A 24473-nucleotide genomic window follows, 5' to 3' on the forward strand; every position below is an offset into this window, starting at 1 on the left:
CTTGGGAATGCGTGGGTGGATGGGAAAAGTGTTGCTTGGCGTTGGGATGCTGTGGCTAACGGGGTGTGCGGGGAGGGCGGCGGATAGCTTTACGTTGGAGGTGGATTTGCCGGCGGGGTTTGACGCGTTAGGTGACGCTTCATACGCACCTGCATCAGGTGAACGCTGCAAGCTGCCTACAAGAAAGGGTAGGCGACCTGAGCTCAAAATATTCAAGGCTGCCAGGAAACCCGTCGCCAATAGGGTCAGTTTTGAGGTGCCATTAACGGAACAGGTAAATGGCTGCCCTCTCGTATTGCGCAGCCTCGTTTTCGTAATTAATGCCAGTTGGGGGCAGCGTTGGTCGGATATCGGAAGGGACTATGCCCTTATCTATTTTCACGATAGCTGGGAGCCTGGAATGCCTTTGATGCCTGAGACGGGAGTTCAAGAGCTTCCTGGGCAATGCCAATGGTTATTTCGTACCGCTGGCCCCAGACATGCCCTAATTAAAAGCCTTTGGTGCAAATCACTGGATGCTGCCGGAAAGCTTACGAGGGCGCGGCCTGGGGGGCATGTGCACCGTGACGGACTGTCCGGGAAAACGTTGAGGATGGTGTTGGCGTTCACGGAAGAGGAGCAACCCGCTTTTGGTGATAACTGGGTAAAAGTTGCCCGTGGCTGGAAACGCTGCAGGGGCGAAAGTGAGGAGGATTTGTTCGGGTTTTGTCGCGGCAATGTTTCCGATTTCAAGACGTTCAAAATGCCAGATGGGCGCTTATGCAGCGTTTATCCAACGTGTGATTGATAGGGAAAAGGTTGATGAAACAGGATGCATGGAAGCAGCAGTTTTTTAACGACAGGATGCCCGCTTGCCCATTACGCGGAGATTGGTTGTCTTTGGGGCTCGTTGATGAAACCGGGAGCGGCAAGGCCTACGGTGGTCTGCTTTATACTCTCCAGGACAGTGTTGGGCAACAATACAGGGGGCGGCTGGATGGGGATGGTTTTACCAGGCTGGAGGGTATCTATTGTGGCCCGGTAGTTCTCATGATGGATGAGCCTTATTCGGGAACAGAAATACCCTATATCACGCTTATGAAACGGCTTGACTACCCTTTGCCCATTACGGAGCTTCAAGTACGCGCGGAGCAAACTTTTTTTCTAAGCAGCGATGGTCAATGTGTCGACGGTAACCCGGCACGGCAAAAAGCAGACTGTTTTTATCAGGTGGAGGTAAGTGATTTGGTTCGATACAAAGCCCACTTACCTCCAACGTCGTCTGGGGCTCACCGGCCCACGCGCAATGCGCTCAAGATGATGGCGGACCTGGGGTTTGGTCCTGCTGAGTCCTTATTCAAAGGGGTGGTGCTATTCCCAAACCAATTTACGGTTTTGGAGGTGCGTCCTTTACGAGCGCTACGGCCAATTATTTCCACTGATGATCAGTTTTGTGCACTGAACCTTTACCAATTGGCGCTCATGGCCACATTGAGTTATTGCGAATTTGGTCAGGATCCCCCAACCGGAGCTGCGGATACGGTCACTTTTCCGCTGAACCCGAGCATAGGAAACGTGTTTGTAGAACAGTTGTCATGTTACCGGGAGGCTTGGAAGTTCGATTCAAGACAAGTACAGCGGTTTTATCCATTGTATGAAGACGTAGCCTACTCTCGTCGCTTTGAGATTCTGCCTTTCGATCCTGAATTATATGAGCGCAATCACCCGCCTGGTGAGCATCCGGAGCGTATACATTTTTTTAACGACGTTGAATCCGGAACTGGCACGCAAGCTTTTATCTGCCATCACGATGAGGTTGTACTCATAGCTGTCCGTGGCACTGCCAGTGGCGCGGACGCTTTACGCGACGCAGATGCTCATCAAGTCCCTTTCCTCGAAGGCGCAGGTAAAGCTCACCGAGGTTTTTACCAAGCATTCCAAGCCACGTTTCACTTTGTTCTGGATTACCTTTCGCGATATCACATCGGTCAACGTGTTGTCATCTGCGGCCACAGCCTGGGTGGCGCGATCGCCCTGCTGCTGGCTGAAGGGCTGCGCCGAATCCCGGACGCCCATTACAACCCACTCCTCTACACCTACGGCGCCCCCCGCGCCGCCGATTCCGAATTTATCTCCGGCGCCTCTGCCCTGGTTCACCATCGAATCGTCAACCATAACGACCCTGTCCCCAGTGTCCCGGCGCCGTGGATGAACACCACTGCCAAACTGTGGGTGCCGGGGGCTGTCACCTTGTTCAGTGCGCCCACCGCCGGCGGTTTGCTGTTCGCCGCCGGCCTGGTGCGCGTTGGTGGCAGTGCCTATCAGCACCATGGCGAACAGCAGCACTTCATGCCGATCACGCTCCCGGATGGCACGCATTCTTCAGTGCTGTGGAAACCTGGCTGTGAGTCGATCCAGGAGCTTGGCTGTACTCAAGCGTTGCGGTTGCACGGCGACATGCCCGACCGCGACAACCTGTTGAGGCAGCTCTTCCAGGCCAACCAGCATTTCATGACCGCCAGCTATATTCCTGCGGCCTGGGCGACATTGCGACGCTGGCAGCAAGCCCTGGATAGCCAGGGCCCTCTGGTTACCGCGAGGGAGTTCGAGTTGCTTGATCGCGCGCTCGAAGACATGCGCGAGCAACTGAGGGCAAAACGCCGCGAACTGGCCCGCATGCGCCCGGCCAACGACCGTAGCCATGAGCATAACGACGCCCTGAACGCAGAGATTGACCGTTTGCATACCAGTCGCGAGCGCCTGGCCAGCCTGCGCTGGCGCCGTCTCGATGGGCGCGATGTGTATGGCAGCCACGCCCAGGGCGCCCACCTGCAACAGGGTCTCAAGCGCTGGTTCACTCACCGGGAAAACCGAGTCTTGGCCCAGGTTGCCAGTATCCCTTCACCCGTCCACAGCGACCTGGGCAAAGCGCAAGTGCTGGACATCGACTCGATCGTCTAGCGCCGCGCTACATGAATTCAACCTGGGCCGGCTGACGCTTCATCAGCACCTTGCCGTTGCGGATCGAATACAACGGCAGGCCCTGGCTGCGAATCACCTCATAGTCACTGTCTGCCGACAGCACCAACAGGTTGGCCGGTCGGCCGGGTGCCAGGCCGTAGCGGTCGCCGAGCGCCATGGCCTTGGCGCTGTTGTCGGTGACCAGGTCCAGGGCGCTCTGCAGGTTGCGGTAGCCGAGCATATGGCAGATGTGCAAACCGGCTTCCAATACCCGCAGGATGTTGCCGTTGCCCAAGGGATACCAGGGGTCGACGATGGAGTCCTGGCCGAAACACACGTTCATGCCGGCTTCGAGCAGTTCGTTGACGCGGGTGACCCCGCGGCGTTTCGGGAAACTGTCAAAGCGGCCTTGCAGGTGGATGCTTTCGGTGGGGCAGGAGACGAAGCTGATGCCGGAATGGCCCAGCAGACGAAACAGTTTGGCGCAGTAGGCGTTGTCGTAGGAGCCCATGGCGGTGGTGTGGCTGGCGGTGACGCGGGCACCCATGTCGCGGCTGCGCGCTTCTTCGGCCAGCACCTCAAGAAAGCGTGAATGCGGGTCATCGGTTTCGTCGCAATGCACGTCTACCAGGCAGCCGGTGCGTTCGGCCAGGTCCATGAGGAACTTCACCGAACTCACCCCTTGATCGCGGGTGTACTCGAAGTGGGGGATGCCGCCGATGACGTCGGCGCCCAGGCGAATGGCTTCTTCCATCAGTTCACGGCCATTGCGGAACGACTCGATACCCTCCTGGGGAAAGGCCACGATTTGCAGGTCGATCAGGTGCGTGCTTTCTTCACGCACCTGCAGCATGGCCTTGAGCGCGGTGAGGTCCGGGTCGGTCACGTCGACGTGGGTGCGCACATGCTGGATACCGTGGGCGGCGAGGGCCTGGATGGTTTTTTTTGCGCGGGTTTTGGTGTCTTCTTCAGTGATGGTGGCTTTGCGCTCGCCCCAGCATTCAATGCCTTCGAACAGCGTGCCGCTCATGTTCCAGCGGGGTTCGCCGGCGGTGAGCGTGGCATCCAGGTGGATGTGCGGTTCGACGAAGGGCGGTATCACCAGGTTGCCGGCGGCATCCAGGTCGCCGGCCATTGACATCGGTACGCCTGTTTGCGCGGTGATGCTGGCGATCCGGCCATGTTCCAGGTGCAGATCATGCAGGCCTTCACGGTTGCGCAGACGGGCATTGATGATGTGCATGGTCAAGTTCCTCTTGGCTAAATTCAATCAGGCGGCCGTCAGGTTAGCATTGGCAGCCGTCAACCTCATGCTTGGGCATCCGCCAAAGGTGCGCGCACGCGCAGCAGGTAGCTGAGCAGTATGTAGCTGAGTGACGCGGCCGCGATCCCCACCAGCGGTGCAACCCAGGGCGAGTTGAACGCCAGCAGCGTACCCGCCGCGTAGGCCGTGAGCCCAGGCCAGTTGAACGCGGGCAGGCGGGCCTCTGCCAGGCGTGGGTACTGGCCCCGATATCGATAGAAAAAGTCCGCCATGATCACCCCGCCAATCGGCGGAATCACCGTGCCCAGCAGAATCAGGTAAGGCACGAGCATGTCGTACATGCCCAGCAAGGCGAGCAGGGTACCGATCACTGCGCCGGCCAGGGTCACGGTTTTGCGCCGCCGGGTGCGCAGCAGGTTGCAACCGGCGACGGCGAAGTTGTAGATGGTGTTGTCCTGGGTGCTCCAGATATTGAGCAGCAGCATGGCCATCGCCGCCATGGCGAAACCCTGCAACAGCAGGACTTCCACCACATCCGGTTGCTGATAGACGATGGCGCCGTAGGCGCCGATCAGCACCATCAGGCCGTTGCCGATAAAAAAACCGATCAGGCTGGCCAGCACCGCAACCCTGGCCGAGCGGGAGAACCGCGTCCAGTTGGTGGCCTGGGTCGCGCCGCTGACAAAGGTGCCGAATACCAGGGTGATCGCCGTGGACATGTCCAGCTCGGCGGTCGGTACCACCGCCAGCAGGCCGTCCAGCCCGCCGACCTTGACGGTGGCGACCCACATCGACAGCAACAGCAAAAGGCCCATGGCGGGCACCGCGATATAAGACAGGATTTCCAGCCCGCGATACCCCACGTACGCAGTCGCACAGAACACCAGGCCAAACACCACCATCAAGGCGAGCACGCTGCCCTGGCTCAATTCGAAATATTTGCCCAGTACCACGGCAGCCGTGGCGGTGCCCCAGGCATACCAGCCTATCTGGGTGAAGCCGAGGATCAAGTCACTGAGCTTGCTGCCGATTTCTCCAAAGCAGAAACGCCCCATCAATACCGAGTTCAAGCCGCTTTTGAAGGCGATGTAACCCAGGCCGGCGGCGTAGATACCCAACAGCAGGTTACCCAGGGCCACAATGCCGAGCATGTCGGTAAAACTGAAGGCCACCCCCAGCTTGCCGCCGGCAAACATCGTCGCCGTAAAGAACGTGAACCCCAGCAGCACCATGGCCGTGGATGCCAGGCCCTTGCGCGCATGCAAAGGCACTTCGCTGAGCGGGTAATCGTTGCCGGATTCTTGCTGGGTCATGTGCCTTGCTCCTTGAATGGTGACGCAGGCCTGTTGCACCCTGCGTGCCAAACCGGGGGCCCTGATTCATGTACGCTTGGCGCTCGATATTGACAGCCAAACGCAGGGAAGTCGGCAGCGCAATGGTTCCGGGCTAGCCCATCAAGCGCAAAAGCGGTGCAGCCGTGAGACAAATTGGATCAGTTGAGTCCAGGCGTAAAAAAACCACCCGCAGGTGGTTTTTTTCAACTGGGCATCGCTTACTCGCCGCGATAGATGCACCCACTGGTGCACGTCTCATGGATGCGAATCGCACTGAGTTCGGGCAACAAGGGTTTCAATTCAACCCAGATCCACTTGGCCAGCACTTCGCTGGTGGGGTTTTCCAGGCCGGGGATGTCATTGAGGTAGTTGTGGTCCAGACGTTCGTAGAGCGGCTTGAAGATCGCCTTGATTTCCGAGAAGTCGCGAATCCAGCCGGTATGGGGATCCAGGTCGCCGCTCAAGTGGATCGCCACCTTGAACGAATGCCCGTGCAGGCGCCCGCATTTATGGCCGTCCGGGACGTGGGGCAGGCGGTGGGCGGATTCGAACGTAAACTCTTTGAAGATTTCCACGGTATTTTCAGCTCGGTCAGGTATCTGGCAGGCGGCGAGTTTAACAGCTTGACCCGTCGCCGCGCATACCGCTGGGTCAAAGTGCTTGCAAACGCTCGCCCAGCCCACCGTTGTCCGCCAACTGCAAGAACTCATCCCCCAGCCGGCGACTCTCGCTCATTGCCGTCTGCCAGTATTTGTTGCGGCTCGCGTCGTCGCCCATGAAGCGCTTGAAGTCGCTGCGGTCCGGCAATTTACCGTGGGGCAGGCGGGCCAGGTAGTCCCTTGACGGCGCCAGCAGCAGGACATCCTGCAACCCCTGTGGGTTGCTGCGCCGCCACGGCAGGCCTTTGTCGAACCAGCCCGGAATGACGCGGTCGGTGAAATGCGGGTACAGCACGATATCGTCGCCGCAGTAGGGCAGGTCGAGGTGGTAGTCCAGCAGGCCGCCGTCGCGATAGGTGCCAACGCCTGCGCCGGGCAGGTCGCGCACGCCTTGCATCACCATGGGAATCGAGCCGGACGCCAGGAGTGCCTGGCGCAGGTTGCCCATTTGCAGTTCAAGGAAGCGTGACGGGAAATCCTTGAGTGGATGCACCGGCGGCGCCTGGCGGGGGTCGTGGACGATCAGGCGTTCGAAATGCCGCGACAGCCGTGCGCGGCCGCGCAGGTTATCGGCAATTACCGATGACAGGCCCAGGCCCAGCCGGCCTCGATGATCATCGGCGAGCAGGCCATGGCTTTTCACTACCATGATGTTCAGGCGGTAGTCGGGGTTGTTCAGCACCTGTGCATCGCGGCCGGCCAGCAGGTCGTCGAGCATGCGCCGGCAGCTCTGGCTGACTTCGGCCATGGTCACGCCTTTGGCAAAACGCTGTTCGTTATACAGGCGGCCCAGGTCGAGCAAGCCTTGCACCGGGTCGGGCAGGCAAGCGCTGGCAAACCGCCAGGACCCGATGGACGCACCGATCAGCGCACGCTCCCGAGGTTTGCGCGGCAGCCAGTCGCCGAACAGCGCCAGGTCCAGGCCTTGGATGCCCAGCGCCTTGGGGCCGCCGGCCGCGCCCGGGAGGATGCCAACGTCGGCGGGTGCAAGGCCTTGCTCACGAATGCGCGCGAAGGCGCGTTTGCCGGCCCTGAGCGCCAGGGCGGGGAACTTGATGTGAATAGCTGTCATACCGTTCTCTGTCAGAGCGATTGCAGGAACAACCTCGCTCCTGGGAAAATTGCCATGGTGGCAATTCAGTTTCAATTAAGTTGCCGCGCGTACCGTGATCATGCGTAGGAAAAACATCCTGAAACGGAGACTTATCATGAAGCGCCTCACAGCGCTGGTCGCCGCCGGTATCATTGCGTCCTCGGTCATGCCGGCCTGGGCAATGGACCCCGACAAACCACTGAAATTGCCTGGCACTGTTACAATTGTCGCCTTCGATCAGCTTGAAGCCGCCGCCCTGGCCTTGCATCCGGGTTCTACCCTGCTGGGCACCGACCTGGACGAGGAGTATGGCAAGTACATCTATCAGGTCGAACTCGAAGATGCTCATGGCCTTGAATGGGACATTGAATTGGACGCGCTCACCGGGCACGTTCTCAAGAATCATCAGGACACGTAATGACGCTATATCGACGCGCCGGTAGTCTGGTGCTGCTGGCGCTCCTGGCCTTTTGCTCAAGCCTGGCCGCTCGCGATCTCAATCAGGATGAAGCCTTGGCGCTGCGTCAGCAGGGCGTGATCCTGCCGCTGGAGTTCCTGTTGCACAAGGCGATGTCCCGGTACCCGCAGGCCCGCCTGCTGGAGGCCGAGCTGGAGCTCAAGCATGGCCAGTACGCCTATGAAGTGGAGCTGGTGACCATCGAAGGCGTCGTGCGCGAAATCAAGCTCGACGCCACCAACGGTACATTGATCAAGGATAAGGAAGACTGATGCGCCTGCTTCTGGTGGAAGACAACGTCCCGCTGGCCGATGAGCTGCTGGCCGGCCTGCAGCGTCAAGGCTATGCGGTCGATTGGCTGGCCGATGGGCGCGACGCGGCGTACCAGGGCCGCAGCGAACCCTATGACCTGATCATCCTCGACCTTGGCCTGCCGGGCTTGCCGGGGCTTGAGGTGCTGGCGCAATGGCGCGCGGCAGCCCTGGCCACGCCGGTGCTGGTGCTGACGGCGCGTGATTCCTGGGCAGAGCGTATCGAAGGGCTCAAGGCCGGTGCCGATGATTACCTGAGCAAGCCTTTTCATCCCGAGGAATTGCACCTGCGCATCCAGGCGCTGTTACGCCGGGCCCACGGGCATGCCAACCAACCGACACTGCAAGCTGCCGGCCTGCACCTGGACGAAGGCCGCCAGTGCGTGCTGCGCGACGGTGAGGAAATCCAGCTCACGGCCGCCGAGTTCCGCCTGTTGCGCTATTTCATGTTGCACCCTGAACAGATCCTGTCCAAAAGCCATCTGGCCGAGCATCTCTATGACGGCGAGACCGAGCGCGATTCCAATGTCTTGGAAGTCCACGTCAACCACCTGCGGCGCAAACTGGGGCGCAGTGTGATCGAAACCCGGCGCGGCCAGGGTTACCGGTTTGGCGCCAGCCCTGCATGAAGTCGATCCAGCGGCGCCTGAGCCTGGGGTTGATCAGCGTGATGGTGATCGTCGGCGTGGTGCTGGCACAAACCAGCCTGTGGCTGTTCGAGGCCGGTTTGCAGCGCTACCTGGAGGCCGGGCTGCGCAACGACAGCGAAAACCTGCTGGTGGCCCTGGTGCGTGGGCCCAATGGCGTGCAGCTGGATGAGCAACGCCTGTCACCGGCCTATCAACGGCCATTCTCGGGGCACTACTTCCGCATTGATTTTGCCGACACGCACTGGCGTTCCCGCTCTTTGTGGGATCAGGAACTGCCGACACTCCCCGAGGCCGGGCTCAAGGGCAACCTGCAACTGGGCCCTGAAGGCCAGAAACTGCTGGTATTGCGCTCGGACTACAAACGCTTCGGCCAGTCGATCTCCATCAGCGTGGCGCAGGACTACACGCCGGTACGGGAAAGCTTTCGCCTGATGCGCCAGATCGGCCTGGTACTGGGGCTGGCGGCCTTGCTGGTGGTGCTGGTATTGCAGCGCATCACCGTACGCCGCGCCTTGCGCCCGCTGGAAACCGCGCGCAATCAGATTGCTCAGTTGCAACAGGGCCAGCGCTCGCAACTGGACACTCAGGTGCCGTTGGAGCTGGAGCCGCTGGTGGCGCAGATCAACCATTTGCTGGCGCACACCGAAGACAGCCTCAAACGCTCGCGCAATGCCCTGGGCAACCTGGGGCACGCGCTGAAAACCCCATTGGCGGTGATGCTGAGTGCCGCGTCAAGCGAGGCGCTCAGGGATCAGCCGCAGTTGAGCAAGTTGTTGCGCGATCAGCTTGAACAGGTGCAGCAGCGCCTCAACCGCGAGCTCAATCGCGCGCGCCTGGCCGGTGAAACCTTGCCGGGGGCGTTGTTCGACTGTGAAAAGGAACTGCCGGAGCTGCTGGCGACGCTGAGCATGATCCACGGCGAACATTTGGACCTCAGCTTTCAGGTCGCGCCCGGTCTGCAACTGCCTTGGGACCGCGAAGATTTGCTGGAGCTGCTCGGCAACCTGCTGGACAACGCCTGCAAATGGGCGGATGCCGAAGTTCGCCTGAGTGTGAGCGAGACGCCGCAGGGCTACCGGCTGGCGGTCGAGGACGATGGCCCGGGCATTCCGGAGATCCAGCGTGACCAGGTGTTCAGCCGTGGCGCACGCCTGGATGAACAGATTGACGGCCATGGCCTGGGGCTGGGCATCGTGCGCGATATTGTCGAAGTGTGGGGCGGGGTGCTGCAGTTGCAGGAAAGTGAGCTGGGTGGGCTTAAGGCGCTGGTCGAATTGCCCAGGCGGTAGTGCCAATCTAAAACTGTGGGAGGGGTGGTGCGACGATTCGACTTGCCCCCCGTTGCTACTTGTCAGCCTATGACTATCTTACTGATGCTCCACAATCCAATGTGGGAGGGGGCTTGCCCCCGATGGCGACCTCTGGGCTGGCCAGTATCTTGGATCAGACCGAGTACATATCCATTATTTAGGTGACGGCCACTTAGGGTTCCGCTTTTACAGCGGCTCACTTTTGAAAAGCGCAAAAGTAAGCAAAACGCTCTTGCCCCACCACTCGGCACCTCGCCTGCGTTCGGCCAACGTGGTTTAACGGGGCGCCTGAGATCAAAAGCAGATCAAGATCAAGATCAAGAGCGGCTCGCTTCGCATCGTGGTTACGGGAGGGCGCGGCTGCGTTGTGTAGGAGCGAGCTTGCTCGCGAAAAACTTGCAGGCACCGCGTTTATTCAGGAAGCACGCGGTATCGTTGACGTTTTTCGCGAGCAAGCTCGCTCCTACAGGCGGCGATGGCCCCTCCCACATTGGACCCGCGTGGTTACACCCGGAACTGATCCATCAACCCCTGCTGCTGATTCGCCAGGCTGTTCAACGCCCGGCTCACCCGCGCCGATTCATTGGCCTGTTCCGACAGCGACTCGGTGACGTCGCGAATCGTCGCCACGTTGTTGTTGATTTCCTCGGCCACTGCGCTCTGCTCTTCGGCGGCGCTGGCGATCTGCAGGTTCATGTCGCTGATCACGGTGACGGCGTCGCCGATCTGGCGCAGTGCGGTGACCGCCTGGCCGACCTGCTCGACGCTGCCTTGGGCCTGGCGATAGCTGTTGCCCATGGCACCGACGACTTCCTGGGTGCCGCTTTGCAATTGTTCGATCACCACGCGGGTTTCTTCCACCGACTCCTGGGTGCGCCGTGCCAGGTTGCGTACTTCGTCGGCCACCACGGCAAACCCACGGCCGGCCTCACCGGCGCGGGCGGCTTCGATGGCGGCATTGAGCGCCAACAGGTTGGTCTGTTCGGCGATGCCACGAATCACTTCCAGCACCGAGCCGATTTTTTCGCTGTTGCTGGCCAGGCCTTCAACCTGGCCCATGGCAGTGCTCATGTCAGCCGCCAGCAGGCCGATGTTGCTGGTGGTCTGATCGATCACGGTCAGGCCTTCGCGGGTAGACTGGTCGGCATCGCGGGCCGCTTGCGCTGCCTGGGCTGCGCTGCGGGCGACGTCCTGGGCGGTGGCGCTCATTTCGTGGGAGGCCGTTGCCACCTGGTCAACCTGACGATACTGCTGCTCCATGCCAGCGCTGGTTTCGCTGGCAATCGCGGCGGATCGGTCGGCGGTGCCACGGGCGTCCTGCACCGATTGTTTGACCTCGGCGATGATCGGCTGCAGCTTGTCGAGGAAACGGTTGAACCAGCCGGCCAGTTGGCCCAGTTCGTCCTGTTTGTCGTAGGCCAGGCGGCGGGTCAGGTCGCCTTCGCCGCTGGCGATGTCCTCGAGCATATGCGCCACGCCGAGGATCGGCCGGGTCACGCTGCGCGCCATCAGCCACACCAGAATCAAGCCGACCACGGCGGCCAACAGGCCCAGGCCGAGTTCGAGCAGGGTGCCCTGGGTGTTGTCGGCATCCAATTGGGCCTTGAGCGCCTCGGCCGGTGCCACCAGGACTTTTTTCGGTACGTTCAGCAGCACGCCCCATGGCTTGCCGTCCGGGATCGGGGCAAAGGGCGCCAGCACTTTGAGTTGGTGGTCGGTACGCAGGCTGCGGATCTGTGTGCCGCTCGCCAGGGCAGTGATCAGCTGTGCGCCGCTGTCGCGGTCGACCTGGTCCAGGCGTTGACTGAGTTTGCTGGCGTCCGGGCTGTAGCCGGCGAGCAAGCCGGTGGGGCTGAGGATGCTGACTTGGGTCTGGCCGTCGTAGAGCTTCTGGCTGGCCTGTTGGCTCACGGCCTGCAAGCTGTTGAGATTGATGTCCACGGACAACGAGGCAATGACCTTGCCGTTGGCCATCAGCGGGAAGACGATGCTGGTCATCAGCACGTTCTGCCCGTCGATCACATAAAAGTAAGGTTCGATCACGCAGGGCTTGAGCGTGGTGCGCGGGCAGGTGAACCAGGCGTTGGCTTTTTCGCCGCTGGGGCCGATGGACGTGTCGGTCATGTCGCTTTCGGGCAGCGCCATGGAGGTGATTTTGCCGGGCGTCGGCTGCGACCAGTACAGGGCGAAGCGGCCTTTGTCGTTACTGCCCAGCTCCGCCTGGTTGGCGAACAGCTCATCCTTGCCATCCAGCGCATTGGCTTCGAATACCAGGGACAAACCCAGCAGGTCGGGGTTGGCCTGCAGCGCAGCGCGGACCTGGCGAGTCAGGTCTTCGCGGGTGTCGAACGCATCCAGAAAGCGTTTTTCCGCCTGCTCGCGCAAAAACAGCACCTGGCGGGCAAACCCATGGCCGTACTGGTAAGCATCCATGAACTGGCGGCGGATGCCCAGCGCCTGTACTTCACCTTGCGCCTCGATGCGCGCCTGGGCGGCTTCATCGAGCATCTGCATGCTCGACGCCTTGACCTGCTCGGAACTCTGCGCCATGCGATACAGCGACAGACCCACCAGCAGGGTCACGATCCCCAGCAGGCACAGGCCCGCGAGCAGGGTGATTTTCCATTGAATGGAGAGCTGCCTGAGCGACATCGGGACATCCTTACCTGAAGACACATAGAAAAACCGTTATCGGCTGTGCGCGGTTTTTCTTTATTCAAACAGTCAATTTAAACCTGTCCGGGGTCACAGCTTTTTGACATGGCCGGCTGGCTGCTGCAAAGTGCGCGCCCTCTAATAAGACCTCTTTGAGCCCGTACGCCAGCAGCGCCTTCAATGGCCGTTGAGGCGCGGGCATGCCTGTCTTTTATGTTTCTGTCTTGAGGTAACCATGATTAACGCTGTTATCGCCGCGGTCGGCACCATGCTGGTGCTCAGCCTGTCCCGTGTGCATGTGGTCATCGCCATCATCGTCGGCGCCCTGGTGGGCGGTTTGACCGGGGGTCTGGGTATCGACGCCACGCTCAAAGCGTTCAACAGCGGTTTGGGTGGCGGTGCGACGGTAGCGTTGTCCTACGCCTTGCTCGGCGCTTTCGCAGTGGCGATTGCCAAGTCCGGCCTGGCCCATGCCCTGGCGGACAAAGCGCTGTTGCTGGTCGATCGCCAGGAAGCCAGCGGCGGCAACCACGTCAAATGGCTGTTGATCGGCCTGCTGTGGGCGGTGGCGATCGCTTCGCAGAACATTCTGCCCATCCACATCGCGTTCATACCGCTGCTGGTGCCGCCGCTGTTGTATGTGCTGACCAAACTGCAACTGGATCGCCGCCTGATCGCTTGCGTCATGACGTTCGGCTTGATCACGCCCTACATGTTCCTGCCGGTGGGCTTCGGCAATATCTTCCTCAACCAGATCCTGCTGGCCAATGTGGCCAAAAGCGGTGTGGACATCAGCCACGTCAACGTGACCCATGCCATGAGCCTGCCCGCGCTGGGTATGGTGGTCGGGCTGCTGGTGGCGGTGTTTATCAGCTATCGCAAAAAACGCGTATACGACCTGGAGAAAATCGAACGTGTCGAGCAGGTGGCGGTGCAGTACAACCCGTTGACCCTGCTGGTGGCCGGCCTGGCGATTGCCTCGGCGTTCATCATTCAGCTGTGGCTGGACTCGATGATCATCGGTGCGCTGGCCGGGTTCCTGATTTTCTCGGTGTCGGGCATCGTGCGCTGGCGCGACACCGATGACCTGTTCACCGAAGGCATGAAAATGATGGCGATGATCGGCTTCATCATGATCGCCTCCTCGGGCTTTGCCGAAGTGCTCAAGGCCACCGGTGATGTGCGTTCCCTGGTGGAAACCTCGGCGGCGTTCATCGGCCATAGCCGTGGAGTCGGGGCGTTGTTGATGCTGCTGGTGGGGCTGTTGGTGACCATGGGCATCGGTTCGTCGTTTTCCACGGTGCCGATCCTGGCCGCGATTTTCGTACCGTTGTGTGTGCAACTGGGCTTCAGCCCGGTGGCTATCGTGTGCATTGTCGGTACCGCCGGGGCATTGGGCGACGCCGGTTCACCGGCCTCCGATTCCACCCTTGGCCCGACCTCCGGCCTGAATATCGACGGCCAGCACCATCATATCTGGGACACTGTGGTGCCGACTTTCCTACACTACAACCTACCACTGCTGGCGTTTGGCTGGCTGGCGGCGATGACCCTCTGACATCAGCTCCCTCACCTCACTGTAGGAGCGAGCTTGCTCGCGAAAAACGCCCAGATAACGCGTTCATCCAGAATGCACGCGTTATCGTTGGCGACCTTCGCGAGCAAGCTCGCTCCTACAGAAAACTTGCGTTTGGCCGCTAACCTCTCAAGTCGCCCCTAATAAGAGAGAAAAGCCATGCGTCTGAGCCTCAAGGCCAAAGTCCTGTCCCTTGCCGTCGTGCCGGTGTTGCTGTTCGCCCTGGTCATCAGCCTGACCACCGTGTGGATGCTGCAGGGCCAGGCGCGCAACGAAGTGGATGAAACCCGCCAGCGCCTGCTCAACGACGCCAAGGCCACTCTGCAAGGGTATGTCGAGGTGGCCATGACCACCATCAAGCCGCTCTACGACGCCGCTGCTCCCGGCGATACGGCGGCACGGGCGCAGGTGGTCAAGTTGCTGTCCAACATCAGCTACGGCAAGGACGGCTACTTCTTCGGCTACGACTCCGAGACCATCCGCCTGTTCAAGGGCAACAGCCCGGACGGCGTGGGCAAAAGCTTCAAGGACAATCGCGACCCTAACGGCGTCTACGTCAACCGCGACCTGGTCAAAGTCGGCAAGGACGGCACCCATTACCTGCAATACAGCTCGACCCAGCCCGGCCAGACCGAGCTGGTGCCCAAGCTCGGCTACACCGAATACCTGCCCAAGTGGGACATGGTCATCGGTACCTCGGTCAACCTGGATGGCATCGAGGCCCAGGTCGCGGTGGTTGAGGCCAAGGTCCACGAGCGCATGGAAGGCGTGCTGTTGAGCATTCTCGGCCTGGCTGCCGTGGTATTGCTGGTGATTGCCGCCGTTGGCCTGCTGGTGGCCAACACTATCCTGCGCCCACTGAGCCTGATGAAGGCCAACCTGGACGATATCGCCGCCGGCGAAGGTGACCTGACGCGCCGCCTGGCCATCACCAGCCAGGATGAGCTCGGCGACCTGGCCGGCGCATTCAACCGGTTTGTCGACAAGATTCACGGGCTGGTCCGCCAGATCACCGAAATGACCGCGCAGCTCACCGGCCTGGTGAGCCAGGTGTCCGAGCAAGCCCAGCGTTCGGAAACCGCCATGGAGCGTCAGCGTCACGAAACCGACCAGGTTGCCACCGCGATCAATCAGATGTCGTCCGCCGCCCATGAAGTGGCGCGCAGTGCCCAGGGCGCTGCCGTTGCCGCGCAGCAGACCGATGCCGAGGGCCAGGCCGCCAAGCGCGTCGTGGACGGAAGCATCGCGCAGATTCATGCGCTGGTGAACGATATCCGCAGCAGCGGTGTGTCCCTCGACAGCCTGCAGCAGGACGTGTCCTCGATTGTCAGTGTGCTTGGCGTGATCCGCTCGATTGCCGAACAGACCAACCTGCTGGCGCTCAACGCGGCGATTGAAGCGGCGCGCGCCGGGGAGGCCGGGCGAGGCTTTGCCGTGGTTGCCGATGAAGTGCGCGCCCTGGCCAGCCGCACCCAGACCAGCACCCAGGAAATCCAGGGCATGATCGACCGCCTGCAAAAAGGCACCGAAGCCGCCGTTGAAGCCATGCGCCGTTCCAGCGATGCCGGTGACGGCACGTCGGCCCAGGCCAACCAGGCCGGGGCATCGCTGGACACCATGGCCCAGTTGATCGGCACCATCAACTCCATGAACGCGCAAATCGCCAGCGCCGCCGAAGAGCAAACCGCCGTGGCTGAAGAGATCAACCGCAGCGTGCACCAGATAGCCGTGGCGGTGGACAGCGTGGCCGATGAAACCCAGCTTGGCGCCCAGACGTCCCGCAGCCTGGCGGATCTGGGTCAGCGCCTGGGACAGTTGGTGGGGCAGTTCAGGATTTGAGCGTTCACAGATCGCGCATCAGCAGGCCGAAATCCAGTTCCATCTCGGCCGGCAAGGGCACATACACCGTGTGCCCATTCCCCGACGCTGACTCGATGGTGTCGCTGGTGTTATGCGGCGCCATGTTCATCACCACGTAGAAATGCTTGCCCTATGACTGGGCCTTTTGGATCCCGAAGGCCAGGGCGTGGTGTATTGATCCACGTCTGGATAAGCCGATCTATGCTTGTTCGATAAACCAGGGCACTCCCAGGTTTCGCTGCGGACTAAGCAACAGGGCCGACACCGGCCCTGTGTTTTTTTGACATGGATCGGACATGAATCAAACCAACCTGCAATTCAAGACCCTGCTGTTACTGCTGGCCCTGGTCACCGTCGCCTTTATCTGGATATTGCTGCCGTTCTACGGCGCGGTGTTCTGGGCAGTGATCCTCGGCATCATCTTTGCGCCCATGCAGCGTCGCCTGCAGCAGCGCTTTTGCTGGAACCGCAACCTGACGTCCCTGACCACCTTGCTGGTGTGCCTGGTGATCGCGATTTTGCCGGTGATCATTACCAGCGCCTTGCTGGTGCAAGAGGGCGCCACGCTCTATAAAAACGTCGAAAGCGGCAAGTTGGATGTGGCCGGTTATATCGAGCAGTTCAAGCATTTCCTGCCGCCGTATTTCCAGCACCTGCTGGACCGTTTCGGCATGGGCAACCTGGAAGGCCTGCGCGAGAAGGTGGTCAAGGGCGCGATGCAGGGCAGCCAGTTCTTCGCCTCCCAGGCATTCAGCTTCGGCCAGGGCACGTTCGATTTCCTGGTGAGCTTCTTCATCATGCTGTACCTGCTGTTTTTCCTGCTGCGCGACGGCCCGGAGCTGGTACGCAAGGTGCGCACGGCGGTGCCGCTGGCCGAGCCGCAAAAGCGTCGCCTGCAACTCAAGTTCAATCGGGTGGTGCGGGCTACGGTCAAGGGCAACGTGCTGGTGGCTGTCACCCAGGGGGCGCTGGGGGGCTTGATCTTCTGGTTTCTGGATATTCCCAGCGCGTTGCTCTGGGCGGTATTGATGGCGTTTCTGTCCCTGCTGCCTGCGGTGGGCGCCGGAATTGTCTGGGGACCGGTGGCCGCGTACTTCCTGTTGAGCGGTTCGATCTGGCAGGGCGTTGTGCTGGCCTTGTTCGGCGTGTTCGTGATCGGCCTGGTGGACAATGTGCTGCGCCCGATTCTGGTGGGCAAGGACACCAAGATGCCGGATTACCTGATCCTGATCTCGACCCTGGGCGGGCTGTCGGTGTTTGGCCTCAATGGTTTCGTGATCGGGCCGCTGGTCGCGGCGCTGTTCATATCCTGCTGGGCGTTGTTTGTCGAAACCAAGCCGCGCGTCAAGCTGCCGTTGCCCTAGGCTTCAAGCCTGTAGCCGGCTGCCAGCTGGCGTTGCATCTGGGCGTCGGATAACGAGGTGAGCGGGCCGCTGATGGGTTCGCCATCGCTTACCACGTACCAGCAGGCGAGCAGGCCCCGCTTGCGAAGAGGGGCGGGAACGGCGCTGCCGATGACGGACATGATCTGAACAGTGGGCATAAGTACCTCCAAACGTTATGGAGGTCACCTTACGGTGCGCCGGCGCCAAGGAAAAATCACCTGGCTCGATAGTCGACATCAATGCCAGGCGTCAGTCCACCACCTGATCGAGCATATGCACCACTTCCTGTTCACTGAGCAGGCCTTTGCGCACCAGGTTCTCTGCCAACAATGACAGGAACTTTGCGCTGCGGTGGCCTTCCAGGTGCTTGAGTTCGGTCAGCGCGCTGTAGACCTTGCTGGACGTGCAGAGGCCAGCGGTGCGGTGCGGATTTTGCGTGGGCATGGTCCATCGTCCTTAATTGTTATTGAGTGGACAGAATCAATAGTGAGATGGCTTGGTGACACAAACATGACAGCGTTCGTATGAGTCGATCAAGAGGCGATTCCAACCTGATGATGTGGGATCGGCGCTCAAGCATTGTCCTCACAACGACCTTGGCAGCATAAATCCAGACTTTGCCGCAAAAAAAGGCCCCGCGTGTGGGCGAGGCCTGTGGCGTGTGCACCGATCGGCGGTTACCAGCCGTGGCGATAGTAGCCGTGGGGCGGGCCATAGTAGCCATAACCCCGTGGCGGGCCGTAATAGACGGGCGCCGGGCGGTAATAGACCTGTTGCTGCACGTACACCGGCGGTGGTGGCGCGTAGTAGACCGGCGGCGGCGCGGCATACACTGGCTGCGGCTGCACGTACACCGGTTGTTGCTGTACATAGACCTCACGAGGCTGGCTGGCAACCACGGAGCCGACGACGGCTGCACCGACAATCGCACCCAACACGGCCGGGCCGCCCCACCCACCACCGTGAGCGGAAGCTTGGCCTGCCATAGCGAGTGCGCCAATAAGCAAAGCAATCCTGGGGACTTTACGCATCATGATCTTTCCTCGGTTAGCCCCTGCGCTTGTGGTCTGCAATCAATAGACTCAAGGATTGTCGCGGGGATACTTTTAAGACAACGTATTTCTAAAAAACAGCACAGCCAATAGGTAAAGGTTGTGTAAGGTCTGTACCGATTTGCTTACCTCAAGGAGTTACCCATGCAGATGCACCCCAACAAGGACACCCGGCTGTGCATGTCACTGTCGGCACGTCCCGGAAATTTCGGCCTGCGTTTCCATAACCATCTGTATGAGCAACTGGGCCTGAATTTCTACTATAAAGCCTTCAGCAGCCAGGACTTGCCTGGCGCGATCGGCGGCATACGAGCGCTGGGCATTCGCGGCTGTGGCGTGTCCATGCCGTTCAAGGAAGCTGCCATCGCTTTAGTGGACGAACTTGACGATTCGGTTCAAGCCATCGATTCGTTGAACACCATCGTCAACACCGACGGCCGTCTCAAGGCCTACAACACCGATTACATCGCCGTTGAGCAACTGCTGAAAAAGCATCAGGTGCCCAAAGATTCGAGCTTCGCCCTGCGCGGCAGCGGCGGCATGGCCAAGGCCGTGGCCAGCGCCTTGCGCGATGGCGGTTACGCCAAGGGTGTGATCGTGGCGCGCAACGAAGCGGCGGGCAGGGCCCTGGCGCAGAACCTGGGATACGCATGGCAGGCTGAGTTGGGCGAGTTACGCCCGCAACTGCTGGTGAATGTGACACCGATCGGCATGAGCGGCGGGGCGGAAGCGGATCAGCTGGCATTTGCGGCGGAGGCCGTGGACAACGCCGAGACGGTGTTCGATGTCGTCGCGATCCCTGCTGAAACACCCTTGATCGTGCGTGCGCGTGCCAAGGGCAAGCAGGTGATTACCGGGCTTGAAGTGATTGCGATCCAGGCGCTGGAGCAGTTTGTGCTGTATACCGGCGTGCGGCCTACGCAGGAGCAGTTCCAGGCGGCGGTGGCCTTCGCCCGGAGCTGACACCTTGTAGGAGCGAGCTTGCTCGCGAAAAACTCACTGGCACCGCGTTCATTCAGAAAATACGCGTCATCGTTGACGTTTTTCGCGAGCAAGAGCTAGGCGCCCCCCACGCTCCTACAGACGGTGGTGTGCGCTTAACTAATTGGCATTAGCGCAAGATTGAATCTCGTCACGCCTGTTCCAACTGTGTCAGGCGTTCTTCCAGGGCGGCAATCCGCGCTTCCAGCTCTTCAATGCGCTCGGCGCCGACGGCCCCGCCGCCACGCTCCACCGGGTTCCCGCGCGCGGCAATAATCGCTTCGATATCCGCCGGGTCGCCCAGCGCATGGGTATACCGATCCTCGCGCTGCCCCGCCTGGCGCGGCACCAACACCGCCAAGCCGCGGGCAATCAGGCGTTCGAGCTGATGCACCACTTGCTCGGCGTCCTCAAAGTCATGCATGCGCCCGCTGCGCGTCAGCAACTCGTTGACGGTCTGCGGCCCGCGCAGGAACAACAGCCCGATCAGGATGACCTGCGCCGGCACCAGTTCCAGCGCCTTGTCGACGCGGTGTTCCCAGCGGTCGGCGCGGCTGCCCATGACCAGCCGGGTAAAACCCTGGCCTTCCAGTACGCGCAAGCTTTGGCCAACCTGGCCCTGGCTGAGGTTGGTCACCGGTTCGCGGCTGGTCTTCTGGTTACAGGCCAGCACCAGGGCGTTAAGGGTCAGGGGGTAGGTTTCCGGATTGGTTGCCTGCTTCTCGATCAGGCAGCCCAGGACGCGGATTTCCGTGCTGTTCAGGCGCGGCTCAGAAGTGTCGGTGTCGTGCTCGGCGGTCATCGCGCGTTCCCTATGCAGTGAATCCACTAGCCTAAGCCGGAAAAAATAAAAGACAAGCGGCAGGCATGGCTATAATCGCCGCTGGTTCCAACCCTGCCATTACCGTGAGACTGACATGACTATTTCCCTGTATGCCGCTTCTATCCCGGTCTTCAAGCAAATGCTCAACGCCCTGAGCGACGTGCTCAACAAAGCCGAAGCCCACGCCAGCGCCAAAAATATCGAGCCGAACGCCTTGCTGCAGGCGCGCCTGTTCCCGGACATGTTCCAGCTGGTGCGCCAGGTACAGATTGCTGTCGACTTCGCCAAAGGTGTCAGTGCACGCCTGGCCGAGATTGAAGTGCCCAAGTACGAAGACAGCGAAGTCACCTTCGCCGACCTGCAAGCGTTGATCGCCAAAGTGCTGGCCTTTGTCGACACCATCAAGCCCGAGCAGATCGACGGCAAGGAAGGCATCGAGATCGTCACTCGCCCGGGCACCCCGAAAGAGAAGCGCTTCAGCGGCCAGTCCTACCTGCTGACGTACGGCCTGCCGCAGTTCTTCTTCCACGTCACCACCGCTTACGCCTTGTTGCGTCACAACGGCGTGGAAGTGGGCAAGCGTGACTACATGGGCGCTTTCTAAGCCCCCACAAAAAAGCCCGGGAGCGTTCTTCAATGAACGGTCCCGGGCTTTTTTATGGCTGATGTTCAAGCCGGCTGTGCATCCTTGTCCAAACACGCCGCTGCGGTGAACAACACATCAGTGGATGAGTTGAGTGCGGTTTCCGCCGAATCTTGCAGGACACCGATGATGAAGCCGACAGCCACCACCTGCATGGCGATCTCGCTCGGAATGCCGAACAGGCTGCACGCCAGCGGAATCAGCAGCAGCGAGCCACCGGCCACCCCCGATGCCCCGCAGGCACAGATGGCCGCGACCACGCTGAGCAGTACGGCGGTGGGCAGGTCCACGGCGATGCCCAGCGTATGCACGGCTGCCAGCGTCAGTACAGTGATGGTGATTGCCGCACCGGCCATGTTGATCGTGGCACCGAGTGGGATCGACACCGAATACGTGTCTTCATGCAGGCCCAGACGTTTGCTCAACGCCAGGTTCACCGGAATATTCGCCGCCGAGCTGCGGGTGAAAAACGCGGTGATACCGCTTTCGCGCAGGCACAGCAGCACCAGCGGATAAGGGTTGCGACGCAGTTTCCAGAATACGATGGCCGGGTTGATCACCAGCGCCACAAACAGCATGCAGCCGATCAATACCACCAGCAGATGGGCATAGCCGAGCAGGGCGCCGAAGCCGGAGGTGGCCAGGGTCGAGGCGACCAGGCCGAATATCCCCAGTGGGGCGAAGCGGATGACTACGCGTACGATCAGGGTCACGCCGTTGGACAGGTCGTCGAGCACCGTGCGGGTGGTGTCGCCTGCATGGCGAATGGCAATGCCCATGCCGATGGCCCATGCCAGGATACCGATGAAGTTGGCGTTCATCAGCGCACTGACCGGATTGTCCACCACGCTGAGCAGCAGGCTTTGCAGCACCTCGCCGATACCACCGGGGGCGCTGACGGTGGCGTCATGGGTAGCCAGGACCAGGGAAGACGGAAACATCATGCTGGCAACCACCGCGACCACCGCAGCGGCAAAGGTACCCAGCAAATACAGAAACAGGATCGGTCGGATATGGGTTTGCTGGCCGTGTTTATGATTGGCGATGGACGCCATCACCAGCACGAACACCAGGATCGGCGCGACGGCTTTGAGCGCCGTAACGAACACTTTGCCAATAAACCCGGTGGCCCTGGCCGCCTCAGGCAGCAACAGGGCAAGCAGGATACCGGCGATCAGGCCGATGACAATTTGCGTAACGAGGCTGACGCGCATTAGCCGTTGCAACAAGGAAGGGGCAGCAGTCATAAACAGTTGTCTCTAGTTTTTTTAGTAGGGCGCAGCATTGCAGGGATAAGTACTGTGGGAAGCAGGCGCGAAGTCTAGCACGCTGTAGGATGAGTCCCGTTTGCTGCGTCATTCCGTCACCGGTACCGCCGGATTTGGCCAAATCGCTCCCGCAGGGTGTTCAGGGCAGGGCGGTAAACAGTTCGCGTCGGGCACCTTCGGTAATCGCCACGATGCCGGGGTGTTTGACCTTGCGCTCCACCGAGATGGCGTAGAACGATTCGGTCACCGCGTCGGTCTGGCCGATCAGTGCCACGCCGTACTGGCGCACCACTTCATCGGCGATCACGCTGGGGGCGATAAAGATGCCGCTGCCGGACTGCCCGAATGCCTGCATCAAGGCGCTGTCGTCGAACTCGCCGATGATCCTGGGTTGAATCTGCTGATCGACAAACCAGCGCTGCAAACGGCTGCGCACCACTGTTTCCGCGCCGGGAATCAACAACGGTGCGCCGTGCAAACACCCTGGGAACGCGCCGCCATGTTGCTTGGCCAGCGCATGGGTGGCAAAAAAACTGATGCCACATTCCCCCAGCTTCTGGCTGTAGCCTTTAATGTCCAGGTGAGTCGGCATCGGACTGTCGGAGATCACCAGGTCCAGACGCTGGATCGCCAGGTCAGCCAATAACCGTTCAAGTTTGTCTTCACGGCACGTGATGCGGATCGGTTCGCTCAGTTCCATGGTGGGCGCGATCAGGCGGTACACGATGGACTTGGGCACCACGTCCGCCACCCCGACGCGAAACACAATCTGCTGCTCATTGGGCTGCGCGCGCAGCATCGCCTCCAATTCATTGCCGGTCTGGAACATCTGCTCGGCGTAGGGCAGGGCCTGGCGCCCGGCTTCGGTCAGCTCCAGCTGGCGCCCTACGCGCTGGAACAGGGCGATGCCAAAGGTCTGTTCCAACAGGCTGATCTGCCCGCTGATGGTTTGGGGTGTGAGGTTCAGTTGTTCGCAGGCGCGCACAATGCTGCCCGTCTTCGCCACCACCCAGAAGTAATGCAACTGTCGATAATTGAGCATCACCGTCTACACTTCGTAAAAACCGAAGTATACCTGAGAAAAATACGAATTTTTCTGAACTGTTCATCTGCATAGAATGCCTCGCTATCGCGGGGCCACTATTTGGCCCCAGGGGTTCTAACGAGGAATACATCATGAAACTCAATTCCCTGGGCGCGGCGTCGCTGCTTGCGCTTTCATTGGTGGTGATCAGCGGTTGTGATCAGGTCGAGAAAAGCGCGCAGCAGGTGCTGGGCAAGGCCAGCGAATCGGCCAAGCAAGCCATCGACGACACCCAGAAGGCCGCCGAACAGGCATTGAGTGAAGCGACCCAAGGTTTGATCAGTCCGCAGAAAAAGGATGATCAGCAAGAAAAAGACGCAGAATCCACCCAAGAAACCTAATTTTCCAGCACAACGTCAGGACTGACCTATGGATTATCTTTTACAACTGGCCGCCAGCCCCACCGCGTGGATCGCGCTGGCCACCTTGATCGTCATGGAAATCGTGCTGGGCATCGATAACCTGATCTTCATCTCGATCCTCACCAACAAACTGCCCGAGCAGCATCGGGCCAAGGCGCGGCGCATCGGCATCAGCATGGCGCTGATATTGCGCCTGGGCTTGCTGAGCACCATTGCCTTTATCGTGCAGCTGACGGCGCCGGTGTTCGAAGTGTTCGGCCAGGCCTTTTCGTGGAAGGACATGATCCTGATCGCCGGTGGCCTGTTCCTGGTATGGAAGGCAACCACCGAGATCCACCACAGCATGGACCCGGCGCCCGAAGAGAAAGCCAGCGTTGGCAATACGGTTGCCATCGGCTTTGCTGCCGCTATCGGGCAGATCCTGCTGCTCGACCTGGTGTTCTCCATCGACAGCATCATCACGGCAGTGGGCATGACCGAACACTTGCCGATCATGATCATTGCCGTGGTGACCTCGGTCATCGTGATGCTGGTGGCGGCCGAACCCTTGGCCAAGTTCATCAACGACAACCCGACCGTGGTGATGCTGGCCCTCGGTTTCCTGATCATGATCGGCATGACGCTGATCGCCGAAGGCTTTGGCGCCCATGTACCAAAAGGCTACGTGTATGCGGCCATGGCGTTCTCGGCGGCGATCGAATGTCTGAACATTGCCCGACGTAACCGGCACGCGCGTTTGCTGGCTGCCCGGCAGTAACGCTTGACC

Annotated in this window: 23 protein-coding genes and 3 pseudogenes; 14 read left to right on the forward strand and 12 right to left on the reverse strand. The window is 60.5% G+C overall.

Translation table 11 applies throughout. From position 1 onward, the window contains the following. The first annotated feature begins 7 nt into the window (after positions 1-7). The gene (locus tag BOP93_RS27775) at positions 8-787 is read left to right on the forward strand and encodes a hypothetical protein (RefSeq protein ID WP_104502398.1); all 780 of its coding nucleotides are present in this window, start codon (positions 8-10) and stop codon (positions 785-787) included. A 14-nt stretch (positions 788-801) separates the two neighbouring features. Further along, positions 802-2940 (forward strand): lipase family protein, encoded by a 2139-nt coding sequence (locus tag BOP93_RS09550; protein ID WP_104502399.1) that lies wholly within the window; start codon positions 802-804, stop codon positions 2938-2940. A gap of 7 nt (positions 2941-2947) precedes the next feature. On the opposite strand, the gene codA is transcribed toward BOP93_RS09550, so the two are convergent. From codA to BOP93_RS09570, 4 genes are all read right to left on the reverse strand, one after another. Continuing rightward, positions 2948-4183, reverse strand: a complete 1236-nt coding sequence (gene codA, locus BOP93_RS09555) for a cytosine deaminase (RefSeq protein WP_104502400.1) — start codon at positions 4181-4183, stop codon at positions 2948-2950. A gap of 65 nt (positions 4184-4248) precedes the next feature. Continuing rightward, positions 4249-5517: a cytosine permease gene (codB, locus tag BOP93_RS09560; protein WP_104502401.1), complete on the reverse strand. Its 1269-nt coding sequence runs from the start codon at positions 5515-5517 to the stop codon at positions 4249-4251. Positions 5518-5756: 239 nt separating this feature from the next. Then, positions 5757-6113 carry a 6-carboxytetrahydropterin synthase QueD gene (queD, locus tag BOP93_RS09565; RefSeq protein ID WP_065884039.1) on the reverse strand — a complete coding sequence of 119 codons (357 nt, stop codon included), beginning with the start codon at positions 6111-6113 and terminating at the stop codon, positions 5757-5759. 76 nt (positions 6114-6189) lie between these two features. Further along, positions 6190-7269, reverse strand: a complete 1080-nt coding sequence (locus tag BOP93_RS09570) for a patatin-like phospholipase family protein (protein ID WP_104502402.1) — start codon at positions 7267-7269, stop codon at positions 6190-6192. 136 nt (positions 7270-7405) lie between these two features. Here BOP93_RS09570 and BOP93_RS09575 point away from each other — a divergent pair, with 136 nt between their 5' ends. Genes BOP93_RS09575 through BOP93_RS09590 form a run of 4 tightly spaced genes read left to right on the forward strand, consistent with a single transcriptional unit; the run spans position 7406 to position 9997 of the window. Further along, positions 7406-7708 carry a PepSY domain-containing protein gene (locus BOP93_RS09575; RefSeq protein WP_104502403.1) on the forward strand — a complete coding sequence of 101 codons (303 nt, stop codon included), beginning with the start codon at positions 7406-7408 and terminating at the stop codon, positions 7706-7708. Beyond that, entirely contained in the window at positions 7708-8019 is a 312-nt protein-coding gene (locus BOP93_RS09580) for a PepSY domain-containing protein (protein ID WP_104502404.1), read from the forward strand. Before BOP93_RS09575 ends, BOP93_RS09580 begins: the two co-directional genes overlap by 1 nt. Then, positions 8019-8687: a response regulator transcription factor gene (locus tag BOP93_RS09585; protein ID WP_057726269.1), complete on the forward strand. Its 669-nt coding sequence runs from the start codon at positions 8019-8021 to the stop codon at positions 8685-8687. The genes BOP93_RS09580 and BOP93_RS09585 overlap by 1 nt, the downstream gene beginning before the upstream one ends. Beyond that, on the forward strand, positions 8684-9997 hold the full coding sequence (locus tag BOP93_RS09590; protein WP_104502405.1) for a sensor histidine kinase: 1314 nt from the start codon (positions 8684-8686) through the stop codon (positions 9995-9997). Before BOP93_RS09585 ends, BOP93_RS09590 begins: the two co-directional genes overlap by 4 nt. A gap of 525 nt (positions 9998-10522) precedes the next feature. Here the strand turns inward: BOP93_RS09590 and BOP93_RS28125 are convergent. After that, a pseudogene (locus BOP93_RS28125) lies at positions 10523-11032 on the reverse strand (methyl-accepting chemotaxis protein); the annotation flags it as partial. Between the two features lie 348 nt (positions 11033-11380). After that, positions 11381-12670, reverse strand: a pseudogene (locus tag BOP93_RS28130) (HAMP domain-containing protein); the annotation flags it as partial. A gap of 241 nt (positions 12671-12911) precedes the next feature. Here BOP93_RS28130 and BOP93_RS09600 point away from each other — a divergent pair. From BOP93_RS09600 to BOP93_RS09610, 4 genes and pseudogenes are all read left to right on the forward strand, one after another. Then, positions 12912-14231, forward strand: coding sequence for a Na+/H+ antiporter family protein (locus BOP93_RS09600; protein ID WP_162303228.1), 1320 nt, complete (start codon positions 12912-12914; stop codon positions 14229-14231). A gap of 267 nt (positions 14232-14498) precedes the next feature. Beyond that, a pseudogene (locus BOP93_RS28135) lies at positions 14499-15230 on the forward strand (cache domain-containing protein); the annotation flags it as partial. 102 nt (positions 15231-15332) lie between these two features. Continuing rightward, positions 15333-16088, forward strand: a complete 756-nt coding sequence (locus BOP93_RS28140) for a methyl-accepting chemotaxis protein (RefSeq protein WP_420220229.1) — start codon at positions 15333-15335, stop codon at positions 16086-16088. Positions 16089-16405: 317 nt separating this feature from the next. Beyond that, on the forward strand, positions 16406-17473 hold the full coding sequence (locus BOP93_RS09610) for an AI-2E family transporter (protein ID WP_104502409.1): 1068 nt from the start codon (positions 16406-16408) through the stop codon (positions 17471-17473). Here the strand turns inward: BOP93_RS09610 and BOP93_RS09615 are convergent. From BOP93_RS09615 to BOP93_RS09625, 3 genes are all read right to left on the reverse strand, one after another. Then, a complete protein-coding gene (locus BOP93_RS09615; protein WP_065884060.1) occupies positions 17470-17652 on the reverse strand; it encodes a hypothetical protein in 183 nt (60 codons plus the stop codon). The two genes, BOP93_RS09610 and BOP93_RS09615, sit on opposite strands and share 4 nt — an antisense overlap. Positions 17653-17743: 91 nt before the next feature. Beyond that, the gene (locus BOP93_RS09620) at positions 17744-17938 is read right to left on the reverse strand and encodes a hypothetical protein (RefSeq protein WP_104502410.1); all 195 of its coding nucleotides are present in this window, start codon (positions 17936-17938) and stop codon (positions 17744-17746) included. A gap of 233 nt (positions 17939-18171) precedes the next feature. After that, a complete protein-coding gene (locus BOP93_RS09625; protein ID WP_065884089.1) occupies positions 18172-18525 on the reverse strand; it encodes a hypothetical protein in 354 nt (117 codons plus the stop codon). 165 nt (positions 18526-18690) lie between these two features. Between BOP93_RS09625 and BOP93_RS09630 the strand changes: the two genes are divergently transcribed. Then, positions 18691-19509: a shikimate 5-dehydrogenase gene (locus BOP93_RS09630; RefSeq protein ID WP_104502411.1), complete on the forward strand. Its 819-nt coding sequence runs from the start codon at positions 18691-18693 to the stop codon at positions 19507-19509. 169 nt (positions 19510-19678) lie between these two features. Here BOP93_RS09630 and BOP93_RS09635 read toward each other — a convergent pair whose 3' ends face one another. Next, a complete protein-coding gene (locus BOP93_RS09635; RefSeq protein WP_065937401.1) occupies positions 19679-20329 on the reverse strand; it encodes a YceH family protein in 651 nt (216 codons plus the stop codon). A 115-nt stretch (positions 20330-20444) separates the two neighbouring features. On the opposite strand from BOP93_RS09635, the gene BOP93_RS09640 reads away from it, so the two are divergent. Beyond that, positions 20445-20954, forward strand: a complete 510-nt coding sequence (locus tag BOP93_RS09640) for a DUF1993 domain-containing protein (protein ID WP_057726249.1) — start codon at positions 20445-20447, stop codon at positions 20952-20954. Between the two features lie 65 nt (positions 20955-21019). On the opposite strand, the gene sstT is transcribed toward BOP93_RS09640, so the two are convergent. Together sstT and nhaR are read right to left on the reverse strand one after the other, a co-directional pair. Beyond that, positions 21020-22240, reverse strand: coding sequence for a serine/threonine transporter SstT (gene sstT, locus BOP93_RS09645; RefSeq protein ID WP_104502412.1), 1221 nt, complete (start codon positions 22238-22240; stop codon positions 21020-21022). 160 nt (positions 22241-22400) lie between these two features. Next, the gene (gene nhaR / locus BOP93_RS09650) at positions 22401-23303 is read right to left on the reverse strand and encodes a transcriptional activator NhaR (RefSeq protein WP_104502413.1); all 903 of its coding nucleotides are present in this window, start codon (positions 23301-23303) and stop codon (positions 22401-22403) included. A 134-nt stretch (positions 23304-23437) separates the two neighbouring features. On the opposite strand from nhaR, the gene BOP93_RS09655 reads away from it, so the two are divergent. Together BOP93_RS09655 and BOP93_RS09660 are read left to right on the forward strand one after the other, a co-directional pair. Further along, positions 23438-23686, forward strand: a complete 249-nt coding sequence (locus BOP93_RS09655) for a hypothetical protein (RefSeq protein WP_104502414.1) — start codon at positions 23438-23440, stop codon at positions 23684-23686. Between the two features lie 28 nt (positions 23687-23714). Next, complete coding sequence (locus BOP93_RS09660) at positions 23715-24464, forward strand: TerC family protein (protein WP_065884069.1); 750 nt, start codon at positions 23715-23717, stop codon at positions 24462-24464. Positions 24465-24473: the final 9 nt, after the last annotated feature.

Origin of the sequence: Pseudomonas orientalis (genome assembly GCF_002934065.1) — a bacterium.
Taxonomy (GTDB): domain Bacteria; phylum Pseudomonadota; class Gammaproteobacteria; order Pseudomonadales; family Pseudomonadaceae; genus Aquipseudomonas; species Aquipseudomonas orientalis_A.